The 12951-nt window shown below is 36.5% G+C and carries 14 protein-coding genes and 1 pseudogene; 6 read left to right on the top strand and 9 right to left on the bottom strand.

Annotated features, from left to right (window positions below):
- The first annotated feature begins 64 nt into the window (after window positions 1-64).
- On the top strand, window positions 65-955 hold the full coding sequence (locus tag BFA01S_RS17940; protein WP_066233928.1) for a hydroxymethylglutaryl-CoA lyase: 891 nt from the start codon (window positions 65-67) through the stop codon (window positions 953-955).
- Window positions 956-1048: 93 nt separating this feature from the next.
- Complete coding sequence (locus BFA01S_RS17935) at window positions 1049-1408, top strand: hypothetical protein (RefSeq protein ID WP_066233925.1); 360 nt, start codon at window positions 1049-1051, stop codon at window positions 1406-1408.
- A gap of 54 nt (window positions 1409-1462) precedes the next feature.
- Here the strand turns inward: BFA01S_RS17935 and BFA01S_RS17930 are convergent, their stop codons facing one another.
- The 3 genes from BFA01S_RS17930 to BFA01S_RS17920 form a co-directional block, all read right to left on the bottom strand.
- The gene (locus tag BFA01S_RS17930; protein WP_066233923.1) at window positions 1463-3130 is read right to left on the bottom strand and encodes a glycoside hydrolase family 13 protein; all 1668 of its coding nucleotides are present in this window, start codon (window positions 3128-3130) and stop codon (window positions 1463-1465) included.
- Between the two features lie 315 nt (window positions 3131-3445).
- On the bottom strand, window positions 3446-4195 hold the full coding sequence (map, locus tag BFA01S_RS17925; RefSeq protein WP_066233920.1) for a type I methionyl aminopeptidase: 750 nt from the start codon (window positions 4193-4195) through the stop codon (window positions 3446-3448).
- Window positions 4196-4214: 19 nt separating this feature from the next.
- A complete protein-coding gene (locus tag BFA01S_RS17920) occupies window positions 4215-5471 on the bottom strand; it encodes a DEAD/DEAH box helicase (protein ID WP_066233917.1) in 1257 nt (418 codons plus the stop codon).
- A gap of 470 nt (window positions 5472-5941) precedes the next feature.
- Between BFA01S_RS17920 and BFA01S_RS17915 the strand changes: the two genes are divergently transcribed.
- Window positions 5942-6535 (top strand): DedA family protein, encoded by a 594-nt coding sequence (locus BFA01S_RS17915; protein ID WP_235843060.1) that lies wholly within the window; start codon window positions 5942-5944, stop codon window positions 6533-6535.
- A gap of 43 nt (window positions 6536-6578) precedes the next feature.
- Here the strand turns inward: BFA01S_RS17915 and BFA01S_RS17910 are convergent, their stop codons facing one another.
- On the bottom strand, window positions 6579-7373 hold the full coding sequence (locus tag BFA01S_RS17910) for a phosphatidylserine decarboxylase (protein WP_066233914.1): 795 nt from the start codon (window positions 7371-7373) through the stop codon (window positions 6579-6581).
- Between the two features lie 85 nt (window positions 7374-7458).
- Here BFA01S_RS17910 and pssA point away from each other — a divergent pair, with 85 nt between their 5' ends.
- Window positions 7459-7995, top strand: a complete 537-nt coding sequence (pssA, locus tag BFA01S_RS17905; protein WP_066233911.1) for a CDP-diacylglycerol--serine O-phosphatidyltransferase — start codon at window positions 7459-7461, stop codon at window positions 7993-7995.
- Window positions 7996-8145: 150 nt separating this feature from the next.
- Here pssA and BFA01S_RS17900 read toward each other — a convergent pair whose 3' ends face one another.
- Entirely contained in the window at window positions 8146-8532 is a 387-nt protein-coding gene (locus BFA01S_RS17900; RefSeq protein WP_235843059.1) for a YbaN family protein, read from the bottom strand.
- Window positions 8533-8692: 160 nt separating this feature from the next.
- On the opposite strand from BFA01S_RS17900, the gene BFA01S_RS17895 reads away from it, so the two are divergent.
- Both BFA01S_RS17895 and BFA01S_RS17890 read left to right on the top strand, forming a co-directional pair.
- Complete coding sequence (locus tag BFA01S_RS17895; protein WP_066233908.1) at window positions 8693-9043, top strand: ASCH domain-containing protein; 351 nt, start codon at window positions 8693-8695, stop codon at window positions 9041-9043.
- A 9-nt stretch (window positions 9044-9052) separates the two neighbouring features.
- Window positions 9053-9493: a hypothetical protein gene (locus tag BFA01S_RS17890; protein WP_066233905.1), complete on the top strand. Its 441-nt coding sequence runs from the start codon at window positions 9053-9055 to the stop codon at window positions 9491-9493.
- A 270-nt stretch (window positions 9494-9763) separates the two neighbouring features.
- Here BFA01S_RS17890 and ybaK read toward each other — a convergent pair whose 3' ends face one another.
- The 4 genes and pseudogenes from ybaK to BFA01S_RS22930 all read right to left on the bottom strand — a co-directional run.
- Entirely contained in the window at window positions 9764-10240 is a 477-nt protein-coding gene (gene ybaK / locus BFA01S_RS17885) for a Cys-tRNA(Pro) deacylase (protein ID WP_066233902.1), read from the bottom strand.
- A 76-nt stretch (window positions 10241-10316) separates the two neighbouring features.
- The gene (locus BFA01S_RS17880) at window positions 10317-10955 is read right to left on the bottom strand and encodes a class D sortase (protein WP_066233899.1); all 639 of its coding nucleotides are present in this window, start codon (window positions 10953-10955) and stop codon (window positions 10317-10319) included.
- A gap of 57 nt (window positions 10956-11012) precedes the next feature.
- Window positions 11013-12470, bottom strand: a complete 1458-nt coding sequence (locus BFA01S_RS17875; protein ID WP_066233897.1) for a hypothetical protein — start codon at window positions 12468-12470, stop codon at window positions 11013-11015.
- A gap of 242 nt (window positions 12471-12712) precedes the next feature.
- Window positions 12713-12951, bottom strand: a pseudogene (locus BFA01S_RS22930) (methyl-accepting chemotaxis protein); the annotation flags it as partial.

Genomic DNA, 12951 nt, shown 5'->3' with positions numbered 1-12951 from the left:
TTACTGCTCGTTAAGGCTAGGATAAATAACTGCATTCCTGACTGCTGTGAAAGGAGAGAGGAAAATGATTGATATTTGCGAAGTAGGCCCTCGTGACGGGCTGCAAAATGAAAAAAAGCTTCTTTCAGCTGAGGCGAAGGTCGAGTTAATTACGAAATTAATCGATGCAGGTATTACACATATTGAAGTCACCTCCTTCGTTAATCCTAAAGTGATTCCGCAAATGGCTGATGCAGAAGATGTGTTAATGCTTTTGCCGAAAAAAGAAAATATTCGTTATGCAGGACTCATATTAAGCCGGTCCGGACTTGAGCGTGCACTTCGGACAGATATTAACTATTTGCATACAGCAGTCATGGCGAGTGATACTTTTAATTTTCGTAACGCAAAAAGAACGACTGATGAAAATGTAAGAGAATTAGAAAAAATTATTCAAGACAGCATTCAGGCTAATATAGATGTCACCGCTGTAATCGGTACGGCATTCGGCTGTCCGTTTGAAGGGAAGGTTCCATTGCTCTGCGTCTTAAAAACTGCTGAAAAACTGCTTCATGCTGGCTGTTCGGAAATAATACTGGCTGATACGACTGGAATGGCCAATCCTAGACAAGTACAAAACACAGTTCGCACATTTTATGATATCTTCGGAAAAAGTGTAAAATTAGGACTTCATTTTCATAATACGAGAGGGCTTGGACTTGCTAATATTTTGGCGGGCTACCAGGCTGGAGTCACAAGATTCGATTCCTCTATTGCAGGACTTGGAGGATGTCCATTTGCACCAAAAGCAGTTGGAAATGTATGTACAGAAGATATGGTGAATATGTTCCACAGTATGGATATTCAGACGAATACGAATTTAGAGAAGCTTATTGACAGTGCAAAATGGATCGAAAGACAAATGAATCGTACATTAAATGGAATGCTAATGAAATCAGGTATTGCTAAGTATTAATTATTTTTTGGGCGAATGCCGTGTCACTCTGTTTTTAACTACATAAGATTATAGTGGTTTCACCTAATACGATCAAAAAAGGAGCGGCATCCCGTGAACTATCCAAACCATTATTATCATTATGTTCCACAGCAAACGAATTACATCCCATATGAAAATGATCTACATCCTCAGCAGGAAGAAGAGACTGATACTGACCGTCAGCCACAAGCATTAGAAAGAAGAGTTGCAACACTTGAAAGACAAAATCAAAGACAAACACAAGAATTAACAAGATTATCCAACAGTGTACGTGAACAAAACAGACAAATAAACCAGTTAAATCGGGAGGTAAATCGTTTAAATCAAGTAGTTGAACAACATACTCGCAGACTAAACAGATTAAATCAAAGACTCCGTACAGTAGAAAACAGACTGACAATTCCATTTACTCCTGGTGAAGGCGGCTTCTAAATTTCATAAACAGAAAGAGGTGACTGCAATCGTCACCTCTCCCCTATATTTCGTTTATTTTAATAAATAAACCCTTGCTTCAAAAGGCTTAAATATCACTTTTTTGAGATCTTCCTCTTGTTTTACATCATAATTGCTTAAAAGCAACTGTCTTTCTTTTTTACGAAGCGACTTTGGAAAAGCAAAACTTGCCTTTTCCTCAAATAAATTTGCCATAATAAGAAAAACATCATCATTTAACGTTCTTGTATAAGCAAAAATCTTGTCATGTTCTTCTAAAACGGGATCATAGCTTCCGTAAATAAGAGCTTCATGCTCTTTCCTTAACTCGATCATTTTCTTATAATAATGATAAATGGAGTCAGGGTCCTGCAATGACTGCTTTACATTAATAGAACAATAATTAGAATTCACTGGCAGCCATGGCTTTCCAGTCGTAAAACCAGCATTTATCTCATCTGTCCATTGCATCGGTGTCCTCGAATTATCCCGGCCGTTTTTCCATATAATCTCCATGATCTCTTCATGGCTTTTTCCTCTTGCTCTTTCTTCTATATATAAATTTTTCGTTGCTACATCATCATAATCTGTAATAGCACTATACTTTACATTTGTCATTCCTATTTCCTGCCCCTGATAAATGAACGGTGTTCCTTGCATAAGGAAAAACATCGTAGCGAGAGATTTAGCCGACTCTACTCGGTACTCTTCACTGTTTCCCCATGTGGAGACCGAGCGAGGCTGGTCATGATTTTCTAAAAATAAAGCATTCCATCCAAAACTTTCAAGACCTTTTTGCCAATGTGTAAATGTTTTTTTAAGTTCCTGAATATCAATGCCAGTCGTTACATCTTTACCCCAAAGATCTAAGTGCTCAAATTGGAAAACCATATTAAATTTCCCTTTCTCTGCACCGACCCATTCCTCTGCATCTTCAACAGAAACACCATTCGCCTCACCGACAGTCATAATATCATATTTATCAAATGTTTCCCGTTTCAACTCTCCTAAAAAATCCTGAATACCCTCACGGTTCATATGTCCTTCAAAAGACGGAACGAACGGCATTTTATCAGGGTTCGGCAAATTAGGGAAACCAGGTACTTTTTTAATATGGGAAATCGCATCGACACGGAAACCGTCAATTCCCTTATCAAGCCACCAGTTAATCATTTCATACAGGCTTTTTCTTACTTCCTTTTTCTCCCAGTTGAGATCAGGCTGTTTCATCGAAAACAGATGTAAATAATATTCATCTGTTTTATCATCGTACTCCCATGCAGAGCCGCCAAAGATAGATTCCCAGTTATTCGGCTCCTTCCCGTCTTTTCCTTCCCGCCAAATATAATAATTCCGGTAACGATTCGTTTTAGAAGAACGGGATTCGACAAACCAGGGATGTTCATCAGATGTATGATTAATAACTAAATCCATAATTAATTTCATGCCTCTTTTATGTACTTCAGCTAATAATTCATCAAAATCAGCCATCGTTCCGAATTCTTCCATAATCCCTTTGTAATTGCTAATGTCATAGCCATTATCATCATTAGGCGACTCATAAATCGGACAAATCCAAATAACCTCAATCCCAAATTCTTTTAAGTAATCAAGTTTTGAAATAACCCCGCGTAAATCACCTATTCCATCACCATCTGAATCCATAAAGCTGCGTGGGTAAATTTGATATGCGACTGCTTCTTTCCACCATTTCCTTTTCAATGCAATTTCCCTCCCTTATTGTCTCTATCCATTAAAATACCATATTCAAACATTTTAAAACAATGATGTGCACTTAAAATGAATCTTCCTTATCGGAACCTTGAGGCAGAAGTCTTACCCACCGCTAAGTGGAGGATAAACAGATATATGAAGAGGAGCTTCCCAATAATTCTCTAATAAGTTTTAAGAGCTGAAAGGCCCCATCACGAAATCCTTGGTATTACCGGATTCTCATAAAGGGGCCTTTCAGGAGGATGTCTGGAAGGGATTGCTTTTACCCCCTTGTAGATATCCTCTTTATCCATGTATATTCATTTATAATGTCGTTATGATTGGTTCATCCTTCGTAACGATAACCGTATGTTCATATTGTGCAACATAGCTTTTATTTTTCGTTTCAAATGTCCATCCGTCTTCTTTCTCATACACTTCTTCATCACCAGTCGATACGAACGGTTCAAAAGCGATAACCATTCCATCTTTTAATAAAGCATTATCCCAAGGATCGAAATAATTTAAAATATGGTTTGGCGGCTCATGCAGCGATAGACCAACACCATGGCCAGTGAGATTTTTTATAACTGTGTAGCCGCTCTTCTTTGCTGAATTATGAACAGCCTTGCCGATCCCATTTTGCTTGGAGCCTGCTCTTATTTTCTTTAATCCTGCCGCAAATGCTTCCTGTGCCGCTTCACAAAGCTTCACTAAATCCGCATGCTTTTCTTGATCACCGACAACAAAGGAAACACCTGTATCTGCAAAATAGCCATTTTTAGAGCCTGATACATCAATATTGACTAAATCACCATCTGCAATAACATGTTCACCTGGAATCCCGTGTGCAACTTGTTCATTTACACTGATGCAAGTAAATCCCGGGAAATCGTATAAATCTTTCGGACCTGAGCTTGCACCGTGCTGTTTAAAAAGTTCACCGGCTAAATCATCAAGTTCTTTCGTCGTTACACCCGGCTTCGCCTTACTTACCATTTCATCTCTAATAGCTGCGACAATTTTTCCTATTTCTTTTAAACCGTTTATATCTTGTTCCGTTTTAACAATCATCTTTTTCCCTCCATAGCCTTTACCTTGTTCTTCTCCCTCTTGCAGATGAATGAGAACGATCTTCTCTTTTTTTCCCGCGGTATCCGTCTTTCTTTTCATTTGTTTTCTTCAGAGGACGGCGCTTTTCTTCTTTATTATAATCATCTCGATCAGGTATGCTAATCCCTTTAATCGCTTTTTTCTCTAATGTTTGTTTAATGCCTTTTTCAATCATTCGTAAAAAGTCTAGATCTCTCGGTGCAGCAAATGTATACGCAATACCATAACCGCCGGCGCGTCCCGTTCTTCCGATCCGGTGGACATAGCTTTCGACATCATGTGGGATATCGTAATTAAATACATGTGTCACACCTTCTACATCAAGCCCTCTTGCTGCAACATCTGTCGCAACGAGCATTTGAATTTTCGCTTCTCTAAAACGTTTCATCGCTTTTTCCCGCTTCGCCTGTGTTAAGTCACCGTGCAGCTCATCCGAATCAAACCCTTCAGCAATAAGTGCTTCCTGAAGCTTTTTCGCTCGTATTTTCGTACGGCAGAAAATAATAGCTAAAAAAGGATTTTCTTCTTTCAGTAAATGAATTAATGTTTCCTGTTTTCTCCGGTCTGTCGTCTCAATAACAACTTGCTTTATTTCAGAAACCGTTATTTGTTTCGCCTTGATTTGTATATTTTCAGGTTCATTCATGTATTTTTTAGCAAGCGAACGCACCTCAGCAGGCATCGTTGCAGAAAATAACATTGTCTGCCTTGACTGGAATGTTTCATAAATAATATCCTCTACTTCAGGAAGGAAGCCCATATGAAGCATTTGGTCCGCCTCATCTAAAACGAGCATGTTCACTGTTGACAAATCAACTGTTGCCCGTCTTATATGATCAAGCAAACGTCCCGGTGTTGCGACAACGATATGGATCGCACCTTTTAATTTACTCAGCTGATGGGAAACATCCTGGCCGCCGTAAACTGCAAGCACTTTTATTCCTTCGACGTTTTCAATCATCTTTTTTATTTCCTTTGTAATCTGCTGAGCAAGTTCACGCGTCGGCGTTAAAATAAGCGCCTGAATATCATCATTATGTACATCAATTTTTTCAAGAATTGGCAAAACAAATGCCAATGTTTTTCCCGTTCCAGTCTGTGCCCCGGCAATGACATCTTTTCCTTCAAGTATAAGTGGAATCGTTTTTTCCTGTACCGGTGTAGGTGTAGTAAGTCCGAGTGACTTTAATGTATGATTAATCTCTTTTCGAATTCCGAGTTCTAGAAAATTTGTCATCTATGTTCACATCTCTTTTCAAAGTACTATATAGAGCGTAATGCTTTTTAACTATAGCATATTCTATATCATTTTTCATTGACCCAAAGAAAATTTTAAAATCCTGTACTCCTTACAGTTCCTGCTGCAAATGCATATGAACTTAAGCCGATTCACACCGTTCCTGAGCCAAACACCCGGCTTTATTTTTTCAGATTAAGAACTTTGATTTATAATCCACATCACTAAAATAGCAAGTAAGAAGATTGAAAATACAATAATATTCATTTTTTTCATATTGTCCACCTCCGCTTAATATTCATACTATTTAATAGTACTGCTTATTTTTTATAATTGGAAGCAGCGAGAAACAGGTTCAGTTCTTAATTTTTCATTAATCCTTTCAACATTGCTTTCATAAAAATTTTCTAATATGTTAAAATAATGTATGTTGAATTTTGTAGAATAAACTAGATTAGTGGTGATCACTTTTGGCAGAATGGGAATACATTATTACAAATTACAGTTACATGGGACTTTTTTTTATTTTAATTCTTGGAATTGTAGGACTGCCGATACCTGATGAAGTGCTTTTAACATTTGTTGGCTATTATATATTTTTAGAAAAGATGGATTTCTGGCCTTCTATCGGCTGTGCTATAATCGGTTCCATTGTCGGAATATCTATCAGTTATCTTATCGGAAAATATTTAGGTTCAGCATTTTTAAAAAAGTACGGACCGAAATTTTTTATAACAGAAAAGAAAACCGACTGGGTACAAGCAAAGTTTAATAACTACGGGCCTCTGTTTCTTATATCCGGTTATTTTATTCCCGGCGTCAGGCATGTCACTGCATATGTGGCTGGCATGTCCACTTATCATTTTGGGAAATTTGCATGCTTTGCATACATCGGAGCAGTAGTGTGGGCATCGACTTTTATTTTCTTAGGTCATTATCTTGGCGGAAAATGGACAGAGGTGGAAGTATTCTTCTCTCATACTACTAGATATGTGTGGGGGTTCATTGCTTTAATCGCTATTTCAGCAATATTTATCCGATTAAAGAAGAAAAAGAGCATATAAATAGGGAAGTTCTCATACAACACGAATATGGGGGAGACTTTTATTAAGCTCCCCCGTCGTGTAAGTACCCTCCTATCTGCTCTCCATATTTAATTGCTGTTTCTTCTTTTAAATGGGAGGAGAAAGAGAAGTTTTCATTTTCGATTAATAAAATAACAGTGGAACCGAATGAAAAGTATGCCAGTTCATCACCATATTGCAATGTATTTGTTTCATTCGTTAAATGAATACTATTTACATTAAGTGCACCAACTTTAACGATAGCAACATCTTGATAATTGCTTTCCATTTCTGTAATTAAGCGAAAGTTTGTTGACAGCGGCCTCTTTCCATACTTTAAGCCCCAATCATTTACCGGATAAGAAACACCGCCCAATATCCAGCTTGATAGAATGTTTCCTTTTATTGGACTGTGAATGCGATGATAATTTTGCGGGGATAAGTAGAAAATAATATAGTGGCCGTTTTTATATTTTTGTGCCTTTTCATCTGATCCGAGCATCTCTCTAAGATCAATTTCTGTATTTTTAACCGGAAATCTTGATGAATCATTTATTCTTCCAAAATCTCTTATCATCCCATCTACAGGACTAATTAAGCAATTGCTTTCACTTGCAATCTGTCTCGATCCGCTCTTTAGCTTCCGCGTAAATAAAAGATGCAGGCTTTCATAATCAGACACATGCAGTTCCATTTCATCTTTATCAATTTTATACACCTTAACGAAAAGCGGGATTATGTATTTACTCCATTTTGAAGTAGTCGTTTTCACTAAAATCGCAGAGAAAAACTTATTACCGGATAATTCAACAAATAGTTTGAAAATACGTTTTAACAAAATAAAAATACCACCAATCATAGAAAAAAGAAAATAATTACTGTATAATGAAACTTATTTACATAAAATGCATCGGAGTGATTTCATGATTACCGATCGTATTGATCATACAATAAAATTAATTAAAGGACAAATTGCTAATATTATTACATTATTAAATTTAGGTTTTGGAATTGTTTCTATCATTTTCATTTTAAATAACCATGTGCATATTAGCGTCCTCATGATTTTTTTAGCAGCATTATTAGACTGGTTTGATGGAAAAATAGCGAGGAAATTGAATACTGTCTCAGAGTTTGGAAAGCAGCTTGATTCCCTTTGTGATCTTGTCTCATTCGGTCTTGCACCTGCGATTCTTCTGTACAGTACAGTGTTATTTGAATTTGGCAATCCCGGTATATGGATGACAGTATTATTCATTCTTTGTGGAGCTGTCCGTCTGGCTAAATTTAATGTCACCACATTTACCGGAAGTTTTGTCGGACTTCCAATAACAGCAGCCGGCTGCATTTTAACATTGTCTTATATGGCAATTGGATTTATGTCACCTCAATTATATATGTGGCTGACATTATGTTTGGCAGTTTTAATGGTTAGTCCAATTGAAGTAAAGAAATACTAGAAAAAAGAGGATGCCTAAAAGGGATAAAAGACGACCCCTTCCAGACATCCTCCTGAAAGGCCTCTTTATGAGAATCCAGTAAATCAAGGATTTTGTGAAGGGGCCTTTCAGCTTTTCAAACTTATTAGCAACTTATCGAACAGACCCTTTTTACCCGTAAGCTTTCACCGTTTTTATTTTATAAATGAAATAATAGTATTTATAAGCCACGACCGCTATTAAAATAATGCGAATAAAAATATTGTCCAATATAATAAATGGAATAGCAATCATACAATCAGCAAATAAAAGAATCGTTATTTTCTGTCTTAATGTCATCGATTTATTATGAAAAAATTCTACTACATATTTTTTATACATAGCAGATTCTTTAAGCCAGATTTCAAACTTCTTTGATCCTCTCATAAAGCAAAATGAAGCCAGCATTAAAAATGGTGTTGCAGGTAATAGAGGCAGTACAATCCCCAAAAGCCCAATCCCGACAAAAATAAAGCCGAAAGTAATGTATAAGTATTTTATAATCGTTTTGATTGTCACCAGCCCCTTTTTTATATTTAGATATTATCATAACATTCGTCTGCTCATATAGTCTTTCTTTCATTTGGCATCTTTTTAACAATAGCGCTTGTTAAAAAGTTCTAGTAATCCCTAAAATATGATACAGTATATATAAGATAAAATGAAGGGGGTTTTCTTCATGAAAGAAAAGGAATTAAATCAGGAATTACCGCCAAAAACATGTTCCATCGAACGTCTCGTTACAATGCCTGCTGACGTGGAAAAAGTAATCGCCGGCAAAAAAACGGCAACAAGACGAAATGGAAGATATGCTGATGTTGGAGAAGTGATGGTTTTAAAAGATAAAAAGTTTATTGTTGACCGCGTTTACTCCCAGGAGCTAGGGGAACTGACAGATGCACATGCACGCCAGGAAGGTTTCGATACGGTTGAATCATATAAGGAAGCTATTCTTTCCTACCATCCAAATATGCCATGGCTTCCACATATGAAAGTATGGGTACATGAATTCAGCCAAGTTAGTGAGTAATATTAATAAATGGATTTAATATATCGGCTATTCATCTATTTACATGTTTTAAGCGCCGTTGCATCTATCGGTCCGTTTTTCATTTTGTTATCGATCGTTAAAAAACTTAGAACTGCAAACGAAGCGGAATTAAATGCTTATTTACATACATTCCGCTTCGTTGTGCTGCTGACGAAACATTCTGGACATGTTCTCGTTTCCACAGGTGTTCTTCTTATTTTTTCAGGCCCTTGGACTTGGGGAACTTCATGGATTATAATGACACTTCTCATCCTCTTTTGCTCATTATTTTTCCTCGCCCGTGCATTTTCACCAACATTGCGGAAATTCCATCAAAAAGACGAAGACCGTACTGTACTCGCAGCAAAATTAAATCGCTCTATTTGGATTTATATTATTTTACTAAGCACGATGCTCTGGCTCATGGTCGTTAAGCCTGTCCTATGGTAAGCATATAAAACGTCTTATTTTAATAATAAGATGTTTTATATTTAATAATTATTTTTTATGCTATATTAAAGGATTTATTCTCTGCAAAATCGAAGTTTCTTTAATAATTGAAGATACTTTCTGCTATATACTTGAACTCGAATAGAGAAGAATTTTTTCTATATATATCGGCGATCTTTCGAATATATCAGCGAAATTCCACTTTTATCAGCGATCTCCGCATTATATCAGTGAATCCCCAAATAAACGGACCCATCAGCCTCTTCTTTCTTACTTCACAACATCGGCAAATTTTGCTTCGACGATTTCCTGAAGCTTTCTTACCTCTACTTCAATTTGGATGCCTATTTTACCTCCACTTACAACAATACGGTCAATATTTGCTGCATGCTCGTCAAAAAATGTTGGATAAAGTTTTTTCATTCCTATCGGTGAACAGCCCCCTCGAATATAACCGGTCCATTTTTGAATATCTTTTACCGGAAGCATATCCAGTTTTTTCACATTTGCTGCTTTAGCCGCTTTCTTTAAATCTACTTCCCTCTCAATCGGAATAACAAACACATAGATTTGCTTGTCACTTCCTTGCGTCACCAGTGTTTTGTATACATATTCAGGATTTTTACCAATTTTCTGCGCTACAGACATTCCGTCAATTTTCCCGTCTTCCGCACTGTATGTAAACATATCGTAATCAATCTTTTTTGCTGCTAATATTCGCATTGCGTTTGTTTTTGTATTGGCCATTTCTCTTTCTCCTCATTGCTTTTTATCCTTCTATTATATAAGAAAATAACCTGCCGGCAATAATTTTGCTGACAGGTTATTTCTCACTTACTAATTCCCCTTGTATAATATAGCGGTCAGGTGCCGATCCGATATAATCAAATGGGTAGCATGTCGTCAATGTTAATGTAGAAATATCCTTTTTTACGATTACTGTACGATCTTCCGCATGTGTAATCCAAATCTTTTGAATGCTGTATTTATATGTTTTATTTTCATAATGAATGTAAATCTCATCATCATTTTTCAAATCGCCGAGTTCCGTAAAAACGGTATCACGGTGTCCACTCACAACTGTATGACCGCCGGTTTCATTTGGTGTTGTCGTCCACTCGCTTACGTACATACCGACACCTTTTTTCAATGTGGAATCATCCGTATTCCAAAAAATATCGAATACTTGATTTAATGCCGGGATTTCAAGCTTTGCCACCTTCTGTCCTGTTTCATAATTTATTTCAAGCGTCGAGTAATCTTCTATAGTAGGTTTATAGGTGCTCTCACTGAATATATCCTCACTGCTTAAAGATTTAGCGGAAACAACGGAATTTTCTTCCATCTGTCCGATTGTTTGGACAGATTGTTTGCCGTCCCACCAGCTGTACATATGCCACGCTGAATAGGAAATACCTCCAATAATGAGAAAAACTGCTACAATCCCAAGTGATCTTGCCATTTTTAGCCTCCTTTTGAAAATGGTAAAGAGGACGGACCCGTCCCCTTTACTATGTGTCTATACTTTATAAAAAAACCTTTTTCTTATGACAAGAATAGCTGCTCCAAGCATTGCAATCATTCCACCTGCTAATGCACCGAGCGGATAAGTACTTGCTGTTTTTGGAAGCAGTCCGCCTTCAACAGTTTTCGATTTTGTATTTGTACTGCTAGTATTATGTGAAGAACCTGTTTGTTTTACCGGGCTATCCGTATTCGAATTTTTTATAGGAATAACAGTATTATCTTTTTCAGAACTACCTTTATAACTGACAAGCTCAATCGGCACAGTTAATTCTCTCACCGTTTTACTCCCATTATTTAAAGTTATTTTTACTTTCAATCCTTTAATAGTATCTAGGCTTAGCTTGCTTTCGCCGACCGCTGAGAAAAAACCTTGATAAGTATGTCCGCCATCAACAGAGCCAATATTAATTTTTGCTGTATTACCAGACCAGTTAATAGTTAATGACTCAGATATGTCTCCTGAATCTCTGTTTAAAAATTCCTTTAAAGCTTCAGGAATATCTGCCTCTTCATATTGATCTGGTTTATGAATTTTCACACCGTTTGGAACGATAAATTCCACTTTCATATTATTTACTTTCTCTATCGTTAAATTTTGCAGTTTAAAGCCAAATTGCATACCAAAATGATTTTTCGGTAATCCAGGGAAATCAGTAAGGGCTTGTGCAACCCCATTAAAATGCCATTCTTCTTTTAAATTTGCATAGTTCACATTCGCATTGCCGCTAATTTTTCCTAAGGATACATAGCCTTCAGGTGAGATAACAAAAAGCTCTAAGCTGCTGTTTACTGCTTTTGCTGATGTTTTCCCTACAACTGGAACTTTCACATTAATTTCCTTCGCTGCTCCGGATTTCATTCTCGGCAATTTAATAGCCAAATTATTCGCTCCGTTATCTCCTTCGAAAAGTTCAAATGCCGATGCATCTCCTATTTCAAGAACTCGAATATCCTTTGGAAGAGAAAATCCAACATATGTATCTTCAAGATCATATAAAGAACGATTCGTTATATTTACTTTCACATTCAAATAATAATGACCTTCTTTTTCATTAAACGCTGATATAGAACCGCTTAATGTGCCTTGAATATCTGATGCTATAAATTCAGGTTCATTATCTTCTTCCTTTTCTTCTGATTTTTCTTTATTGTTTTCATTGTCAGATGGCTGCTGTACCTCTTCTGTATTTATTTCCAGTTTTTCACTCGTTTCTTCTTTTTCTTTAGATCTCTCACTACCTTCCCGGCTTTCTTCTTTCAGTTCAGCTTTCCCGCTCGATTTTTCCCCTTCTTTTGTTTCCTCCACAGGAATGACGGAGTCTGTATTTACAAGCTCTTCTTTTATCTCTTCATTTTGCTTCTCTTTTAAACCGTCTTCAGCTGAAGCCGTTATCCCAGGAGATAGTGCAACGATTGCTCCCAATGATAAAATCGACGCTTTCTTTAACACATTCCCCACCCCTTAATTAATCGCTATATATATTTATCCCTTCTTTGATTCAAAGAAGATCATACTTTCAATAGATTTTTTCTAAATATTAGCAAATGATTTCTTTAAATAGACTATTAAACTTTCAAAATAAAGGCAAGGAAATTGTTCTTAATAAAGAAAAAATAGGTGTAAAATACTAGTAAAATTAAAAAGCATGAGTAATGGCTGCTACTTCCAGTCTATTACTCATGCTCTATTTTTTATATTTTAAATTTTAAAATTAATCCTTGTAATTGTTCTGATATTTTTGCTAAATTTGCTGCTGATGTTTCAATTTCTTCCATTGAAGCAAGCTGTTCTTCCGTTGCTGCTGTTACATTTTGATTACTTGCAGCTGACTCTTCCGCAACAGTCTTCACCGTATGAATAGAATCTGCGATTTGTGCTGAGCGGGATGATAATTCATTTATCGCACTCGCTATATCTTTTATTTGAGCGA

This window comes from Metabacillus fastidiosus NBRC 101226 (genome assembly GCF_001591625.1).
GTDB lineage: Bacteria > Bacillota > Bacilli > Bacillales > Bacillaceae > Metabacillus > Metabacillus fastidiosus.
The sequence above is the reverse complement of the archived record's forward strand: the minus strand, read 5'-3'. Positions and strand labels throughout refer to the sequence as shown.